Raw genomic sequence first — 17,895 nt, 5'->3', positions numbered from 1 at the left:
TTCATGCGTGATTCTGCTTCTGCCTCGCCCCTGTCATCGACCGCCGATCACCCCGAAACTGCTGCGGCCTTGGCAAACCTGCCGATCAATGTGAAGGGGCTGAAACTAAGCCTGAAGGGGCCTGCTGGCACGGTTGATATTCTTAAAAATATCGATTTGTCGGTTAAGGCAGGCGAACGCGTTAGCCTGATTGGCCCGTCGGGATCAGGTAAAACATCGCTTATGATGGTCATTGCCGGACTGGAACAAGCACAAGATGGTGTTATTGAAATTTGCGGCCACAATTTGCGCCAGCTAAGCGAAGACGGGCTGGCCCTGTTTCGCCGCCACCATGTCGGCATCGTATTTCAGGATTTTCATCTGATTCCGTCGATGAGCGCGCTTGAAAACGTCGCCTTGCCAATGGAATTTGCCGGGCGCGCCGATGCGTTTGAACGCGCACGCGCAGAATTAACCGCCGTTGGCCTTGATCACCGGCTTGATCATTACCCCGGACAGTTAAGTGGCGGCGAACAACAGCGCGTGGCGCTGGCCCGTGCCCTGGCAACCGACCCGGAATTGCTGCTGGCCGACGAACCCACCGGTAATCTGGATGGGCACACAGGCGAAACGATTATTGAATTGCTGTTTGATCTGGCGCGCAAAAAGGGATCGACCCTGCTTTTAATCACCCATGATGAAGGGTTAGCTGCACGCTGTGACCGGGCCATCACCATGCGTGACGGCGTTATTGTTTCAGGCGGGGACATAGCATAATGGGGGTTGAAACACCGCAACCCAACCAGTGGATGCTGGCATGGCGGGTGGCGCAGCGTGAATTGCGCGGCGGTTTGCGCGGCTTCTGGATTTTTCTGGCCTGCCTTGCCCTCGGGGTCGGCACCATTGCCGCAGTGGGAAATGTTTCGCAATCGGTTTTAGGGGCGTTAGAGCGCGATGGCCGCGCCCTTTTGGGCGGCGATATCGAAATTCAGCAGGTCAATATGCCGGCCAGCGACGCCCAGAAAAGCTGGTTTAACGACAACGCCCGGCGGGTTGAACAAATTGCCACCTTGCGCGCCACTGCCTATGGCAATGGCCAGCGTCGTTTGGTCGAACTGAAAGCAGTTGATGCCCAATACCCGCTTTTTGGACAGATGCAGTTGCAAAACGATGTCCCGTTTACGGGCATTTTAGACAAAAAAGACGGTATTTGGGGCGGTGTTGCCGAAGCAGGGTTGCTGGAACGCTTGAACATTAAGGTCGGCGATACGGTGAAACTGGGTGACATTGATGTACAAATTCGCGGCATCATCACCAAGGAACCCGACAAAGCCATTGGCTTTTTAAACTTTGGCCCCCGTTTGATGGTGGCCCTGCCTGCCCTTGCCGATACCGGCCTGATCGTGCCGGGCAGCCTGATGCATTATCATTATTTGATCGATCTGAAAAATAACGACACAATCAAAGCCTTTCGCACCCGTTTGGACGATGCCTATCCCGACGAGGGCTGGCGCGTGCGCGACACCAAAAATGCCAGCCCCGGCCTGAAAAGCTTTATCGAACGGCTGACATTGTTTTTAACCCTGGTCGGGTTATCGGCCCTTCTGGTCGGTGGCATCGGTGTTGCCAATGCGGTGCGCAGCCATGTCGAAAGCAAAACGTCCGTGATTGCGACGTTAAAATCAATCGGGGCGACCCATAGTCTGGTATTGCGGATTTATTTCCTGCAAATTCTGGCCATCGCCATTTTGGGGATCATTATCGGCCTTATGATTGGCGCGTTGGCCCCCATGCTTGTTGCCCCAGTTCTGGCTGACAAGCTGCCAATTGCGGTTACTGCCGGGCCTGCCCTGCCCTCGCTTGTGATTGCAACGGCCTTTGGCATTTTAACCACTCTGGTTTTTGCCCTGCCCTCGCTGTTGCGTGCCCGTGAAATTCCCGCCGCCCGCCTGTTTCGGTCAGGTGCCGGGCTGACCGGCAATTTCATGCGTCGCCGTGATGTGCCGGTATTGGCCGTCCCGCTGATACTTTTGCTGATCCTGACAGTGGCCAGTGCCACCGATACCGCCATTGCGCTGGGCTTTATCGGTGCATCTATCGCCGCCATTGTTATTTTCACCCTGGCCGGACGTGCCGTTATATCGATATCAAAACGGTTCACAAAGGGGCGCAGCGCCTTTACCCGGCTGGCACTGGCCAATTTGCACCGGCCCGGCACATCGACCACCGCCGTTACTTTGTCGCTGGGGCTGGGGCTAACATTGCTGGTCACCATTGCCAGCATCGAAGGCAACCTGAACCACGAAATACAGGACCGCCTGCCAGAATCCGCCCCGGCCTTTTTCTTTCTTGATATCCGGCCTGACCAGATTGATGCGTTCCGATCCGAACTGGGCAGCCAGAAGGATGTTGATAACATTGAACAAACCCCGATGTTACGCGGCCGTGTAACGGCGTTAAACGGGGTCAATGCCAACGATATTCCGCCGGGCGATGATCGCTGGTTTTTGCGCGGCGACCGGGGGTTAACCTTTGCCACAACCGCGCCCGAGGGCACCAAAATTACGCAAGGCCAATGGTGGCCGGAAAACTATAACGATGCCAGCAAACCGCTGGTATCGCTGACGGCCGATATCGGGGCCAGCTTTAACCTGAAACCGGGCGATACATTAACTGTGAATGTGTTGGGCCGCGATATTACTGCCGAAATTGCCAATCTGCGTGAAGTGGACTGGCAAAGCCTGCGCATGAATTTTGCCATGGTGTTTTCGCCTGGCCTGATCGACAAGGCCCCCTATAGCCTGATCGCCACCGCCCACATGCCGCCGGCCATGGAAGAACCGGTTGATGTCATGATTGGCAAGGACTTCCCCAATGTATCCGCCATTCGCGTGCGCGAGGCGCTGGAGGCGGCCAATACCATTCTGGCCGGAATCGGCCTTGCGCTAAGTGCGACCAGTTCTATTGCCATTATCGCCGGGGTACTGGTGCTGGCGGGTGCCGTTGCCGCCGGGCGGCGCAAACGCATTTATGATGCCGTTGTCCTTAAAACGCTGGGCGCAACGCGGGCCAATATTTTATACGCCTATGCGCTGGAATACGGCATTTTGGGCCTGTCGACCGGGCTGATTGCCGCCCTGTTTGGCAGTGCGGCGGCATGGGCGGTTTTGGTGCTGGTGATGGGCGCAAGCTGGACCCTGTTACCCGCCACCATTTTCGGCCCCATCCTGATCGGGCTGATCGCGACACTTACGGCAGGCTTTATTGGCACATGGCAGGCGCTGCGCAGCCCCGCCGCGCCAATTTTGCGCAACGAATAAACCCAAAAAAACATACGGGCGGCACCGATACCAAGGTGCTGCCCGTATGTGTCTTAAAAACCCGCGCCCGTCCGAAAACAGCGGTGATTTCGTATGCGGTTTGATTATCTGCATATATTGCCCGACCCGCGCCGCTCCATCGGGCCACAAAGACCGCCGCGCCAGGCAAACCTATGCCATATCGCGCAAGGCCCGGCGGACAACCTTGCCGGTCGCGGTCATCGGCAGGGCATCGACAAAGGCAATTTCACGCGGATATTCATGCGCCCCCAGCCGGTTACGAACAAAGTCCGACAAATCCCCGGCCAAAGCATCGCTTTGTTGCCCATGATCCCCCAGCACCACAAACGCCTTGATAATCTGCCCGCGCACCGGGTCGTCCTTGCCAACCACACCGGCCATGCTCACAGCCGGGTGGGCGATCAGGCAATCTTCTATCTCGCCGGGGCCAATACGGTACCCGGCAGAGCTGATCACGTCATCCTCGCGGCCAACAAAGCGAATAAAGCCATCCTTGCCCATCGCGCCCAAATCACCGGTCATCATCCAGTCGCCAATAAATTTGGCTTTGGTGGCGGCATCATTGCGCCAATATTGTAAAAACATTACCGGGTCGGGCCGGTGTACCGCAATCATGCCAACATCGCCCGGGGCCATTTCGGTTCCGGTTTCATCAATAATCCGCACATCATGGCCGGGGGCGGCGCGCCCCATATGCCCCGCCAATGTCGCGTTAAGGCGCGATGATGAACTGACAATCATGTTGCATTCGGTCTGGCCGTAAAATTCGTTAATCGTCAGCCCAAATGTATCACGTCCCCATTGCAGCATTTCAGCGCCCAGGGTTTCACCGCCGCTGGCAATCGTGCGCAAAGTGCAATTATGGTGTGCTGTCACATCTGACGAGGCTGCGCGCATCATTTTAAGGGCCGTGGGCGGCAAAAACGTATTGCGCACGCCATATTCCGCCATCAGGGCAAAGGCGCGTTCCGGGCTGAATTTTTCAAACCGGTGGGCCACCACCGCCACCCCGTGATGCCAAGCGGGCAATAACACATCAAGCAAGCCGCCAATCCACGCCCAGTCTGCCGGCGTCCAGATCAAATCACCGGTTTGGGGAAACATATCGTGCGACATTTCCACACCGGGCAAATGCCCCAGCAACACCCGGTGCGCATGAAGCGCACCTTTGGGCTGGCCGGTGGTACCCGATGTATAAATGATCAGCGCCGGGTCATCGGCACGGGTTTGAACCGGGGTGAAATCGTCGCTGGCTTCATAACTTAGCGCCTTGAAATCCAGACAATCATCAGGTTTGCCATCAATGACATAGACATGTTCAAGGGCGGGCAAAAGATCGCGGATTTCGGCAATTTTGCGCGCCCCCGCCAAATCCGTCACCAGCGCGCGGGCGGCACAGTTGCCCAGCCGATATTCCAGCGCATCGACCCCGAACAGGGTGAATAACGGCACGGCAATCGCGCCCAGCTTATAGGTCGCGATATGGGAAATGGCGGTTTCCGGGCATTGCGGCAGCAATATCCCCACCCGGTCGCCGCGCCCGACGCCATGACGCGACAATACGTTTGCGAAACGATTGGACAGCCGGCGCATCTGGGCAAAGCTGTAATCACGGCGCGTGCCATCGGCACGACGATGGATCAGGGCCAGACGGGCCGGGTCATCAGCCCATTTGTCACAGACATCAACACCGATATTGTAAAACGCTGGCACGTTCCAGGTAAAATCCCGGTCCAGTGCCGTATAATCATCACCTGCTGGCAGCATGTTTCCCCCCTGCCTGAAATCCGTCCTGCCCGTTTTTCGGGTCTGTGGCGACGGGTAGCTATTATCGCACGCATCCTATGATGGAACACCGGCAAATTGAACTGTTCTGTTGTTTTTTCTAATGTGAAAATGGCGCTCAGTTGGCCGGGGCGAGCACAAAGGTAAAATTCGATAGCTGCCCGGCATCGCTGCGCGCGGTGCTATGGCAGCCCAGACACGTCCCGGTTTCCTGGTGCTGAATAAAACTTTCCAGCGCCACATTGCTTAAAAACCGGGGCACCTCGCCCACCCCGAACGGCACGCCACCGCCATTACCAATCCATTGCGTCCCCACCAGAAAATAATTTTCCCACACGCTGCCCGCCAGCGCCTGATGCCAGCGCGCATTGGTTTGTGCCGTACCTTCAAATACCCGCCAGCAGCGCACAATTTGCGATCGCGCTATCGCCTGCCCCGTCCGGTCCACGGCATAGGGGGGTTGTTGCGCCCACATCGCCCGTCCCCGCCCGACAAACGCCTGATTTGCTATGGCGCCTTGCGCCGCCCCTCGGGCGGCATTCGGCAACGATGCGCTATCGGGTTTGGGCATCACGTCATTTGGCGTATTGGCAGCATCCAGCAACGCTTCGTTTACCGTCGGATCAAAAAGATTGAATTGTTGCGATGAGGCAATGTCTTTGTTTTGCCCGGCCTGCAGGTCGTTCATATTCTGCGCCGCAGGTGCCCTGCATCCGTCGGGAAACAGTTTTTGGGCAATAAAGCTGTTAGGTCGCCGTGCATTGCCCGCCAGCGGCGCGTTAGCGCCATGTTCAAATGTCGACCAGATCCAGCGGTCGCCATTGCCACTTACCACCCGCTGGACCAGATGCAGGCCAATCAGGCCCACAACCACAGTCTGACACATGGGCCTGCCCGACAGGCTGTCGCGGGCGGGCACAAACAACCGGGCTTTGCGGGTTAAAAATCTGGCGGAGTCATCCTTCACGGTCAACACCCGCCAGGCAAACTTCAAAAGCGTCGCACCGGGGGCCATATTGTGTGTGTCCGCTGTTGCAGAGAACACATTACCTTGCATGGGAAACGAAATTTCAGATCCCAGATCGGCCTGTCGGGCACGCCCGGCAAATGTTGCAAGCTGGTTACGGCGGATATAGTTCACCGCAACATCGTTTAACCGGGTTTGATACAACACATAATTCCCCGCCTGATCGACCAGCACATCGCCGGTCGCCTGACGGTAGGCATAAAGCAACATCCCATCACTGCCCGCATTTTCCAAATGCCCGGATGCGGGGTTGGTTTGCTTGGCTTCGCGGCACACCGACAGGCCTTTCGTCATGTCACCGGTTGCGTTCTCGCCGCGGATCAGGGCATCACGCGTGACAAGCCGTTGCCAGCGCGGCCGCGTGCTGTCGTCGGGGTGGGCGGCGTCGGGGTAAGATACTGCACGGCCATTTGTCCCCACCGGCCACGTCATCGCGATAAAGGACTGCCACGAAAACCGGTCGAACGGGCGCTGGGATTCCGGCCCGACAAACCGGTAAATAAAGCTGGCATCAAATTCGGCAATATCGGCGGGCAGAATCGGACAAGGGCGGGTGCCAAAGGAGGGGTCGGCGCAAAAATCGTTCCCCGGCTGATCACTTTGTTTTGATAAAGAAACATTCGCCTGGGCAAGGGCAGTTGCAGGCAAGATTATAAAATTGCCAAATATTATCCCGGCGACAAGCGCGCCACCAAAGGGCAATCGCCCGATTCTTTTCACAAAACTGTTTGTTTTCAATTCCATATAAAAGTTTCCATTCCCTGGGAATGCGCCCGATTCTTTTCACCACCCCAACCATAACGAGAATTTTGAAAGACAATTTATTTTGTCACATTTTTAATTGTGATCAAAATCACAACCCTTTGACCCGCCAGCTCCCGCAAAAGCCCGCAATCGTTGCTTTTCAGAGAAATCCTGCCATATTTTCACCAGTGACGGGTTGTAAGCACAATCCCGCTCAATCTGGATCATATGAGGGAATTCAATGGCTTTCGAAACGCAACGACGCGGCTATTCTGTCTCGGCTGGCCAGTCGGCGGCCGACATTGATGCCGGTCTTCGGACCTATATGCTGCGCGTCTATAACTACATGGCGTCTGCGCTGGCTTTGACGGGTATCGTCGCACTGGCAGCATCGAGCAGCCCTGCTTTCATGCAGGCTGTGTTCGGTTCGGGCTTGTCCTGGATTGTTATGCTGGCACCGTTTGCGCTGGTCATGGTTCTTAGCTTTGGCATTCAAAAAATGAGCATGCCTGCCGCGCAGGCCGTGTTCTGGGCCTATGCCGCCCTGATGGGGCTGTCGCTGTCGTCCATCTTCTTGATGTATACCGGCGAAAGCATTGCGCGCACCTTCTTTATCACCGCAGGTACTTTTGGTGCGATGAGCCTGTATGGCTACACCACCAAAAAGGATCTGGCGGCGTGGGGCAGCTTCCTGTTCATGGGCCTGATCGGCCTGATCATTGCCAGCGTTGTGAATATCTTCCTGGGCAGCACCATGTTGCAGTTCATCATTTCAGCCGCCGGTGTTCTGATCTTTACCGGTCTGACTGCCTATGACACCCAGCGTATCAAAGAAAGCTATGCTGAACATGATGACGCCACGACGGCTGGCAAAAAGGCCATCTTTGGTGCCCTGCGTCTGTATCTTGATTTCATCAACCTGTTCATCATGTTGCTGCGCTTTTTCGGCAATTCGCGCAACTAATCAGGGCTGGCATTTTCTGCGCCGGGCCAAAGCCTGCCTGGCAGCACTTGCCTTAACAATCAACATCCCCGCAGCACCAACTGCGGGGATGTTTTGTTATTGGCGCGGCTTCGTATTGAGGGTTTTGATATTGTGGCGTACTGGCTCACGCAAGAAGCGCGCACTGTCAGCCCGCAATCTTTGCTGTGGATGGCGACACACCGGACGAGGCTTCCATCTCTTTGGTCGTAATGTCGGCGATCAGGGTTTCGACCCGCATTTGCCCGCCCATGGCCGTGCGCGCAGCAGAGCGTGCCCCGGCTTCTTCAAGGTTTTGCTGGGCCTGAACAAAATTCATTTTCGCCGTGCGCAAAATGGCGACGTCGCGGGTGTCGCGGCCCTGCATGGCCTGCACGGTTGCCAAAGCAAACATCGCCCGGCCCCACAGATACGGATTTTCGCGCCGCGAACATACTTTTAACGTCGCCTGAAAAAACGGGATGATGCTTTCATACAGCAGTCCGGTTTTGGCCAGTTCCCCATGCGCAATCAACGCATCCCCCAAATGATACGCGGTTAACCCGTATAACACCGGATAAGCTTTGGCATCGCTTGCGCCCAGCGCCCCGCGTAAATGGTTAACGGCCTCGGCGGCAAGGGCGGCATCTTTCGTTTCACGGGCATGGGCACAACAGGCTTCGCCCAACCGGGTCAGGCATACCGCCTGCGCCACGCTGGCCCCGGCGGCAAATTCAAACCGGCGATGCAATATCCGCCAGATTTCAACCGCCAGCAGCGACACCCGACTGGCCGAACTGCCCAAGGCCGACCAGTTCAGCAAATGTCCATACAGGGCCAGCAAGGCAATATGTTCGGGCAACAACTGATCAACACCCGCATGACCTGCCCCCGCAATCATCATGGTTAACTGGTCACGATCGGCACGGGCATCAAAACCAAAACACCGCGCCACCAGCGGCTCCAGCACCTCTGATGCCAACTGGCACCAGCCCCGGTCGCCATTTTCGGCAAGGGCGAGTGCGGACGTGGCAAAACACAACGCAACCCCGTCACCGCTTTCATCAATCGTATCAAGGTTTCTGGCCCGGTCCTGCTGATATTCCAGCGCCTTTGCCAGTTTGGCCGACACAAGATTGCGCCGGGTCGGATCGTTGCTCAGGCGCAAGGATGCGGCCAGCAATAACAGTTTGATCGACTGGCCGAAATCCTCGCCCAGTGGCAAGCTGAAACCGTATTTCTGCGAGATGAAAAGTTCGTGGGGGGCATATGTGTTTTGCTTGCTTGCCAGCCAGAGATCCAGCCGGTTCTGGCCCGCCACCCCATCGCCCCATAACAGGGCCGAACAATTGTGGCGCAGGCCCGCGCTCCAGGCCCAGTTCTGGGCATCGCGCACCGCATGAAACGGGTCAACGGCATCGGTGCTCATCGCCATATGCTGCGAAATGGCCGGAAAATCAAAGCCGGAAAAATCAGCCAGGCTTTTTATGATGGCTGATTGAATTTCCGAACCCTCAACGCCCCCAACGCCGAACTCGGCAATGCCGCAAACAAATAGCACATCGCCGGGCGCTTGTTGTGACGCTGTCGCCAGCGGATCTAGCGCTGCTTCCGACGAGACACCCCCAAACACCGCCTTGAATACCAGTTCGAGTGTTGACCAGAAACCGGCCATACCCCCCTATCCCTTTCTGGCAAGATATTGACATGCAACGAAAACCATACCGTCCAAAGGTATAATCAGGTGCAAAGTGCCAGCCGTCAATTATGAACGGGGTATAAATCACCAATACCAAAGAATAGAAAAGTGCGGGAAACTGTCAGCTCCAGGGTCGTTTGCGGCGGCGGGTTGGGGAAATCGGCGTTCCGGCCATTGCACGCAACTTGGCAATGCGGTTTTCCATCGCCGGATGGGTAGCAAACAGGCTGTCCATACCCTTGCCCGACAATGGATTCGCAATATACATATGCGCCGTCGCCGGGTTGCGTTCGGCATCGCCATTAGGGATGGCATGAACACCCCGGTCCAGCCGCCCCAGCGCATCGGCCAGCCACAGGGGCTGCCCGCAAATTTCGGCCCCGATGCGATCGGCTTCGTATTCGCGGGTACGTGAAATGGCCATTTGCACCAACGCCGCCGCCATCGGTGCCAGAATGGCAACCAATATCATGCCAAAACCACCCAGCGGATTGTTATTATTTTGCCGGTGCCCGCCAAAAATACCGGCAAACATGGCAAAGTTCGCCAATGCCGAAATGGCCCCGGCCAAGGTTGCGGTAATTGTCATGGTTAAGGTATCGCGGTTTTTAACATGGGCCAGTTCGTGGGCCATCACCCCGGCAATTTCATTAGCACTTAACAATTGCAACAACCCGGTTGTGGCGGCAACGGCAGCATGTTCGGGGTTACGCCCGGTGGCAAAGGCATTGGGTTGCGGGTTATCGACAATATAAACCCTGGGCATGGGTAAATCTGCCCGGCGGGCCAGTTGGCGCACAATCCCGACCAGTTCGGGAGCGGTATTTTCATCGACCTGGCGGGCGCGGCGCATGCGCAAAACCATGCTATCGGAATTCCAATAGGCAAAAACATTCATGCCCCCGGCAAATAGCAGGGCAATGATCATGCCTTGCTGCCCGCCGATCATCATGCCGACCACCCCGAAAAGGGCTGTGATCCCTGCTAACAGCAATCCGGTCCGCACATAATTCATACTGGCTATCCTCCATTCGGCTTGTCGGCCAAAAGATAGGCTATTTTGCCCCCTGCACAAGCCACTCGCGACCCCGTTGTGAATTAGGTCGCAGATCATAAAAAACGGGGGCGACCAAAACCGCCCCCGTCATATGCTGTCGCAATATGTATTGCCGGTGATGCTTATCCGCCGATCAGGGCCCTGATCTGGCGGTTGGCAACGGTAAGCATGGCAAGGTCGATCTGGCCGACGGCGCGCAGTTCGTCGATCAACTGATCGCACCGTTGCGTGCCGCGCTGATGGGTGGCAACCCATTGCTCGACCGCATCGCCACCGATAACCCCGTTTTGGTCTTCAGCCAAAACCACCCGGGTCAATTCGCGCTGATGGCCAAACAGGTCATCAATTGCGGCATTGCGGGCCAGTTTTTGCCAGTGGGTTTCGGCCTCGACCGTTTCAGCCGCTGTCCGCAAAACGCCCAGTTGAAAGCGCGAGCCAACGGCAAAGTAAGTCGCACCAACATCAAGCACATCGCGTTCCGATCCCTCGGCGATCCGCACAATGTCGCACACGGCAACCATTTGCGGCATTGCCGCCACCCGTTTGGCCAGATCTTCGGGAACACCCTGTTTTTTCAGGTGATCCACCCGTTGTTTCAGGCTGTTGCGAATTTCGGCATCGCCCGGAATAATCTGTTCAAACGCCTCGATAACGCGCATGACCTGCGGTCGGAACTGTTCGATTTTCGACCCGACATTCAATTCCTCGCAATTGCGCAGGAACCACAAGGTCACGTCTTCCACCATTTTGCCGACATTCTTGAACATTTCGGTCTGCACATTGGCAGCAACGATATTGTCCAGGGTTTCAATCCCGGCCCAGATTTCACGCAAGCCAAAAACCGCCCGTGAAATCAGGTATCCACGCGACACATCGACCGCCGAAAAACCGGTGGCTTCCATCATATCGTGAACAAAGGTGCCACCAAGACGGTTGACCAGGCTGTTAATGCCGACCGTGGCAATAATTTCACGCCGCAAACGGTGGTGCGACACGGCATGCGCATATTTTTTACGCAGCGGTGTCGGGAAATACCGCACCAGTTCCTCGACCAGAATCGGGTCATCGGGCAGGTCGGAATGCAGCACATCGTCATAGAGCCACAATTTGGCATAGGGCATCAGCACCGAAATTTCCGGCCGCGTCAGACCTTCATGGGCATTAAACCGCCGGCTGATTTCTTCTTCATCGGGTAAAAATTCAATTTCCCGATTAAGACGCCCTTCGCGTTCCAGCATACGGATCAGGCGAACCTGCGCATCAAGGGCATCGCCCCCGCCCGCAAAGATGTTGGAAATCGCCTGGCTTTGCACATAATTGTCGCGCTGAACCAGTTCGCCAACTTCTTCTGTCATGTCTTCCAGCAGCTTGTTGCGCTGCTTTTCGGTCATGTCGCCATTGGCAACGACTTCACCCAGCAAGATCTTGATATTGACCTCGTGGTCAGAGCAATTAACCCCGCCGGCATTGTCGATGGCATCGGTGTTAAGGCGCCCGCCGGCCTGGGCATATTCAATACGCCCGCGCTGGGTTGCGCCCAGATTGGCCCCTTCGCCAACAACCTTGGCCCGGATATCGCCACCGTTAATGCGAATGGCATCATTGGCGCGGTCCCCGGCATCGGCATTGCTTTCGCTGGCCGCCTTGATATAGGTGCCAATACCGCCAAACCACAGCAATTCAACATCGGCCTTCAAGATGGCTTTCATCATATCGGCCGGGGTAACCTTGCCACTGCCAAGATGCAGCAATTTGCGCACTTCGGGTGACGGGTCCAGCGTTTTGGCCCGGCGATCAAAAATACCGCCGCCATTCGATAACAGCTTTTCGTCGTAATCGGCCCAGTTCGACCGTGGCAGGTCAAACAGGCGTTTACGTTCGGCAAAGCTGGTTTGCGGGTTCGGATCGGGATCAACAAAAATATGCAGGTGGTTAAAGGCCGCGATCAGCTGGATCTGCTCGGACAACAACATGCCGTTGCCAAACACATCGCCCGACATATCACCAACACCGGCGACGGTGAAGGGTTCCTTCTGGATGTCCTTGCCCATTTCGCGGAAATGCCGTTTGACCGATTCCCACGCCCCGCGCGCCGTAATGCCCATTTTTTTATGGTCATAGCCCTGCGATCCGCCCGAAGCAAAGGCATCGTCAAGCCAAAATCCGTAATCACGGGCAACACCATTGGCGATATCAGAAAACGTTGCTGTGCCCTTGTCGGCCGCCACCACCAGATAGGGGTCGTCTTCATCGAGCCGTCGCACCCGTTCAGGCGCGACCACGGCACCGGCAACGATATTATCGGTAATATCAAGCAGGCCGCGCATCAGGGTTTTGTAACAGGCAATGCCTTCTTCCAAAAAGGCTTCGCGCGTACCATCAACCGGCGGACGTTTAACGACAAAGCCGCCTTTTGACCCCACCGGTACAATCACCGCGTTTTTCACCATCTGGGCTTTGACCAAACCCAGAATTTCGGTGCGGAAATCTTCCTGGCGATCGGACCAGCGAATGCCGCCGCGCGCCACCGGCCCACCGCGCAAATGCACGGCTTCAACCCGTGGCGAATACACAAATACTTCGCGCCACGGGCGCGGCAGCGGCAAATCCTCGACCTCAGCTGAATTAAACTTGATCGACAGATAAGGTTTCGGATTGCCGTCTTCGCCAACCTGGAAATAGTTGGTCCGAAGGCTGGATTGCACCAGATTAAGAAACGCCCGCAAGATGCGGTCTTCATCGGGGTTCATCACGTCATCAAGGCGGGCCGCGATATCGCTTTCAATCGCGCCAATTTCGGCTTCCAGTCCCGGGTCACGGTCCGGGTCAAAGCGGGCGATAAACAGTTCGACCAGCGATGTTGCCAGGGCAGCATTATTGGCCAGCGTTTTTGCCAGATAATCCTGCGAAAAGGCCGATCCGGTTTGGCGCATATAGCGGGCATAGGTCCGCAAGACGACAACTTCACGCCAATCAAGCCCGCCTAACAATACCAGCCGGTTAAAGGCATCGTTTTCCACTTCGCCGTGCCACATGCGCACGAACAGTTCCTGGAACTTGTTACGCACTTCATGCAGGGTGAACTGGCCATCGACAATCACGCCAAAGTCGTGAATGCGCACCCCGATGGTGCCGTCACGCGGGGTAACCGCAAACGGATTTTCGGTAATGACCTTTAACCCCATATTTTCCAGCATCGGCAACACATCAGAAAGCGGCACCGGGGCGGCGGGGTTATAGATTTTAAAGCGCAGTTCGTTTTCGGCGGCTTCAATCGGCCGATACAGATTAACCCGCAAATCATTCGATTTCAGGACATCTTCAATACGTTCAATATCAAGAACCGCCGTTTCAACCGAAAAACGGTCCTGATAATCGGTGGCAAAAGAATCGCCATAACGCCGATACAACGACAGACCTTTTTCTTCGCCCATTTCACGCACCAGAACCTGGCGCATGGTGTCGTTCCAGTCGCGCGCGGCTTCGACCAGGCGTTTTTCAATGTCTGCGACATCATATTCCGGCAATTCGCCCGGCGTGGTGCGTACCAGAACATGCAGTCGCGCCAGCGGCGAGTCGCCAATTTGGGTGTAATGGGCCGAAACCTTGCCATTAAAGGCTTCTTCCACCACCCGCTGGAAATTCATCCGCAGTTTGGTGGTAAAGCGGTCGCGCGGGCAGAAAATCTGGCAGGAAACGAACCGTTCAAAGGCATCGCGGCGCACAAACAGGGCGATGCGCTGACGTTCCTGCAAATGCAGAATGCCCATACAGATGTGATAAAGGTCGTCGAGTTCGATCTGGAAAAGCTCGTCGCGCGGGAAGGTTTCCAGAATGTTGGCCAGCGCCTTGCCATCATGGCTGGCAGGCGGAAAACCGGCACGTTTGATGGTTTCGGCCAGCTTCATCCGCAAAAGCGGAATCAGTTTCGGGTTAAGATTATAAGCCCCCGATGTAAACAGGCCGACAAACAGATGCTGGCCAATGACCTTGCCGGTCGCATCAAACTGCTTCACCACCACGGTATCAAGATGAACCGAGCGATGCACCGTGGATTGTTTGTTGGCCTTGGTCACCATCAGAAGGTTTGGCTTGGTGACAAAATCATGCACTTCGGGCGACAATTTACCCAGTTGGCGCAATTCATCAAATATATGGGTGCCTTCACGACGAAGGATACCAAGCTGGCTGTCGATATTTACATCGACCTTGGCCTTTTTGCCTTCACCACTGAACTTGTATTCGCGATAGCCCAAAATGGTGAAATGATCGTCATATAGCCAATCCAGAAAATCACGGGTTTCCTGAACCGCTTCTTCTGAAATGCCTTCGGGCGCCTGTTCAATCTGGGAAAGGACTTCCTTTACCCGCGACATCATTGGCTGCCAGTCTCGCACCGCAAGGTCAACATCGGTCAGCACATCTTCAAGGCGACTGCGAATTGCCTGAAGGGTTTTTTCGTCTGTCTGCTCGTCGATCTCGACATGCATAACGGATTCACGCGGCGCCTCGGAGGCGTCAACTCCGCTAACAGACTGTAAAATGTTATCGCCGTCCCGCGTGATCCGAATAATCGGGTGGATCACCAGATGAACGGTGACATCAAATTCGTTTAACGCGGATGTTACCGAGTCTACCAGGAACGGCATATCGGTGTTGATCACCTCGATCACGGTATGATCAGACTTCCAGCCATGTTCTTCCAGATCGGGGTTATAAACCCGGATCTTGGCTGAATTGTCGACCGGGCGCTTCTGGGCAAACTTGTAAAGCGTCAGTGCTGCGCCATAAAGCGTATCAACAGATCGTCCTGCGATATCGTCGGGCGGGACGTTCTTATAAAAAAGGCGAACGAATGCTTCTGCATCCTTCGCCATCTCTCCTGCCAGCCGCAGGTGGATTTGCTCGACAACTTTGTCAATGACTTCCCGTTTCGGGTCGTCGGTTCGGGCTTTCATGTCGTATTTCCCTTTTTGTCGGTTTTGTTTGCCAAAACCGCCTGCACCAGCCTTTGCGACTGGTACCAAACACCTCGGATTATCACTTTGCTTTGGGATTCCGGCGGCATCGCCCTGGGAAAGAAAAACACACGAAAACGCCGCCTTCATCCAGACTTACACATAGCTTATCGCCTGCTCAAAAACTACGGCTGGAATGTAAAAAATTTGATTTCTCAATCGGTTCGGATATGTGCAGCACGCATGGGTCACAAATGCAATGTCATCGAAATTTACTGTTTGCTGCAGCGCAAACTTGTTTAGACTTTCTTCTGACAAGATCTTTTTACAAACTTTCGCAATTGCAGCGTGATTTTAAATCCAAAGAGGTAACTTGAATGCTGGCAGGAAAAAAAGGATTGGTGATTGGCATCGCCAACGACAAATCCATCGCCTATGGCTGCGCCCAGGCGTTCCGGCGTGACGGCGCCGAGCTTGCCGTAACCTACCTTAATCAAAAAGCGGAAAAATATGTGCGCCCGCTAGCCGAAAATGTGGATGCCTCGATCATTGCCCCGCTTGATGTTTGTGACGAGGCCCAGACCGATGCCCTGTTTGCCGACATCACCCAAAAATGGGGCAAGCTGGATTTTGTCCTGCATTGCATTGCCTACGCCCCCGCCGATGATTTGCATGGCCGCGTGGTAGATTGCTCGCGCGACGGCTTTTTAACCGCAATGGATATTTCGTGCCATTCGTTTCAACGCATCGCCCAACGCGCCGAACCGCTCATGACCGATGGCGGCGCCTTACTGACCGTCAGCTATATGGGGTCGGAACGGGTGGTTGATCATTATGGCATCATGGGGCCCGTCAAAGCCGCCCTTGAAGCCGCAACCCGTTATATGGCAGCGGAACTGGGGCCGCAAAACATTCGCGTCCATGCCATTTCGCCGGGTCCGCTATTAACCCGTGCGGCATCGGGCATTGCCGAATTTGATAACCTGATGGCACAGGCCCGCACCCGTTCGCCCGAACATCGCCTGGTCACCATTGATGAAATTGGCGATCTGGCCTCGTTTTTGGCCAGTGACCGTTCGCGCGCCATTACCGGCGATGTCATTCATATCGATGGCGGTTATCACATCATGGGATAAACCGGGCGCGATATGCCTGCCCGGCCCCACCTTCGGCCCACAAACGGTTCCAATTTAACGCTGACCGGTAAAATTCTACCGGTCGGCGTTTAGTGTTTGAAAATGCACCACAACACACCATCGTCTCGCCATGTCGTGATCGTTGCCCGGCTTTAATGCCAACACCCTTCCCACATCCAATTTATGCAGTATTGTGCAATACCCCGCGTGGATCGGTCTACCGCATCAGGGGCACTGTTGGTTACATTGCGCCCATCGCCAAATGCCACCAAACGGAGGTCCATATGCCCAAAACATGGTTTATCACCGGCGCCAGCCGAGGACTTGGGGCCGAAATTGCCCGTACCGCCCTTGAAGCGGGCGACCGCGTTATTGGCACGGCGCGCAACCGGGAAAAACTTTCGCAGCAATTTTCCACGGCCGGCGACCGTTTTCTTGCCCTGACACTGGATGTTACCGACGAAGGCCACGCCCAAAGTGCGGTCTATGCGGCATCATCAAAATTCAACCGGATCGACGTTTTGGTCAATAATGCCGGATATGGTCATTTCGGGTTGTTTGAGGAAGCCACGAATGACGATATCCGTGCCCAGTTTGACACCAATGTTTTCGGGGCAATGAATGTCACCCGCGCCGTGCTGCCAACCATGCGTCGCCAGCGCGCAGGCATGATTTTTAACATGTCTTCCATCGCCGGGTTACGCGGCGGGCCCGGTGGCTCGCTTTATTGTGCAAGCAAACATGCCCTTGCCGGGTTTTCCGAATCCCTGGCCAAGGAAGTGGCGCAATTTGGCATTCACGTCACCATCGTCGAACCCGGATTTTTCCGAACCGATTTCCTCGACAGCACGTCCGTGCGCTATGCCGACAGCCATATCGAAGATTATCGCGATACCGCGCAAAACCTTAAAAACACCTATGGCTCATACAATCATCAGCAACCTGGTGATCCGCGAAAGCTGGCACAAACCCTGATCCGGCTTGCCAATGACGATGAACCACCGCTGCATTTCCCCGTTGGCCCGGATGCCGTAGACATCATGGCAACCAAAATCACCACCTACCAGAACGACCTGGATCAATGGCGCGATCTTTCAAGTAGTACAAATATTTTATAAAAACATGAAATTCCGGTGGTGAAGTTTTTTATCGTAGCGAAATACCGGACGGCCTTGCGTGCCTTTTATACTGGTTCGGGCGCCCCTTTT

At 55.4% G+C, this 17,895-nt stretch carries 10 protein-coding genes; 5 read left to right on the top strand and 5 right to left on the bottom strand.

Annotation, left to right across the window (positions count from 1 at the left end; translation table 11 throughout):
- Positions 1–3 precede the first annotated feature (3 nt).
- Together TMES_RS02330 and TMES_RS02325 are read left to right on the top strand one after the other, a co-directional pair.
- Complete coding sequence (locus TMES_RS02330) at positions 4–756, top strand: ABC transporter ATP-binding protein (RefSeq protein WP_085579035.1); 753 nt, start codon at positions 4–6, stop codon at positions 754–756.
- The gene (locus TMES_RS02325; protein ID WP_085579033.1) at positions 756–3,299 is read left to right on the top strand and encodes an ABC transporter permease; all 2,544 of its coding nucleotides are present in this window, start codon (positions 756–758) and stop codon (positions 3,297–3,299) included. Before TMES_RS02330 ends, TMES_RS02325 begins: the two co-directional genes overlap by 1 nt.
- A gap of 171 nt (positions 3,300–3,470) precedes the next feature.
- Here the strand turns inward: TMES_RS02325 and TMES_RS02320 are convergent, their stop codons facing one another.
- Entirely contained in the window at positions 3,471–5,087 is a 1,617-nt protein-coding gene (locus TMES_RS02320; RefSeq protein ID WP_085579032.1) for an acyl-CoA synthetase, read from the bottom strand.
- A gap of 136 nt (positions 5,088–5,223) precedes the next feature.
- Entirely contained in the window at positions 5,224–6,876 is a 1,653-nt protein-coding gene (locus tag TMES_RS22910; RefSeq protein WP_085579030.1) for a hypothetical protein, read from the bottom strand.
- 241 nt (positions 6,877–7,117) lie between these two features.
- Between TMES_RS22910 and TMES_RS02310 the strand changes: the two genes are divergently transcribed.
- Positions 7,118–7,840 (top strand): Bax inhibitor-1/YccA family protein, encoded by a 723-nt coding sequence (locus tag TMES_RS02310; protein ID WP_085579028.1) that lies wholly within the window; start codon positions 7,118–7,120, stop codon positions 7,838–7,840.
- A gap of 166 nt (positions 7,841–8,006) precedes the next feature.
- On the opposite strand, the gene TMES_RS02305 is transcribed toward TMES_RS02310, so the two are convergent.
- From TMES_RS02305 to TMES_RS02295, 3 genes are all read right to left on the bottom strand, one after another.
- On the bottom strand, positions 8,007–9,512 hold the full coding sequence (locus TMES_RS02305; RefSeq protein ID WP_085579026.1) for a hypothetical protein: 1,506 nt from the start codon (positions 9,510–9,512) through the stop codon (positions 8,007–8,009).
- A gap of 145 nt (positions 9,513–9,657) precedes the next feature.
- The gene (gene htpX / locus TMES_RS02300) at positions 9,658–10,551 is read right to left on the bottom strand and encodes a zinc metalloprotease HtpX (protein ID WP_085579024.1); all 894 of its coding nucleotides are present in this window, start codon (positions 10,549–10,551) and stop codon (positions 9,658–9,660) included.
- 164 nt (positions 10,552–10,715) lie between these two features.
- Positions 10,716–15,551 (bottom strand): NAD-glutamate dehydrogenase, encoded by a 4,836-nt coding sequence (locus tag TMES_RS02295; protein ID WP_085579023.1) that lies wholly within the window; start codon positions 15,549–15,551, stop codon positions 10,716–10,718.
- 377 nt (positions 15,552–15,928) lie between these two features.
- Here TMES_RS02295 and fabI point away from each other — a divergent pair, with 377 nt between their 5' ends.
- Both fabI and TMES_RS02280 read left to right on the top strand, forming a co-directional pair.
- Positions 15,929–16,687 carry an enoyl-ACP reductase FabI gene (gene fabI, locus TMES_RS02285; protein ID WP_085579019.1) on the top strand — a complete coding sequence of 253 codons (759 nt, stop codon included), beginning with the start codon at positions 15,929–15,931 and terminating at the stop codon, positions 16,685–16,687.
- Between the two features lie 284 nt (positions 16,688–16,971).
- The gene (locus tag TMES_RS02280; protein ID WP_085579017.1) at positions 16,972–17,805 is read left to right on the top strand and encodes an oxidoreductase; all 834 of its coding nucleotides are present in this window, start codon (positions 16,972–16,974) and stop codon (positions 17,803–17,805) included.
- Positions 17,806–17,895: the final 90 nt, after the last annotated feature.

Origin of the sequence: Thalassospira mesophila, assembly GCF_002115755.1 — a bacterium.
In the GTDB taxonomy this organism is placed as follows: domain Bacteria; phylum Pseudomonadota; class Alphaproteobacteria; order Rhodospirillales; family Thalassospiraceae; genus Thalassospira; species Thalassospira mesophila.
This window is presented reverse-complemented; position numbering and strand designations above follow the sequence as displayed.

Coding starts and splice junctions, on each gene's coding strand:
- TMES_RS02330 (WP_085579035.1), top strand. CDS start 4: ATGCGTGATTCTGCTTCTGCCTCGCCCCTGTCATCGACCGCCGATCAC.
- fabI (WP_085579019.1), top strand. CDS start 15,929: ATGCTGGCAGGAAAAAAAGGATTGGTGATTGGCATCGCCAACGACAAA.
- TMES_RS02320 (WP_085579032.1), bottom strand. CDS start 5,087: ATGCTGCCAGCAGGTGATGATTATACGGCACTGGACCGGGATTTTACC.
- TMES_RS02295 (WP_085579023.1), bottom strand. CDS start 15,551: ATGAAAGCCCGAACCGACGACCCGAAACGGGAAGTCATTGACAAAGTT.
- htpX (WP_085579024.1), bottom strand. CDS start 10,551: ATGAATTATGTGCGGACCGGATTGCTGTTAGCAGGGATCACAGCCCTT.
- TMES_RS02305 (WP_085579026.1), bottom strand. CDS start 9,512: ATGGCCGGTTTCTGGTCAACACTCGAACTGGTATTCAAGGCGGTGTTT.
- TMES_RS02325 (WP_085579033.1), top strand. CDS start 756: ATGGGGGTTGAAACACCGCAACCCAACCAGTGGATGCTGGCATGGCGG.
- TMES_RS02310 (WP_085579028.1), top strand. CDS start 7,118: ATGGCTTTCGAAACGCAACGACGCGGCTATTCTGTCTCGGCTGGCCAG.
- TMES_RS22910 (WP_085579030.1), bottom strand. CDS start 6,876: ATGGAATTGAAAACAAACAGTTTTGTGAAAAGAATCGGGCGATTGCCC.
- TMES_RS02280 (WP_085579017.1), top strand. CDS start 16,972: ATGCCCAAAACATGGTTTATCACCGGCGCCAGCCGAGGACTTGGGGCC.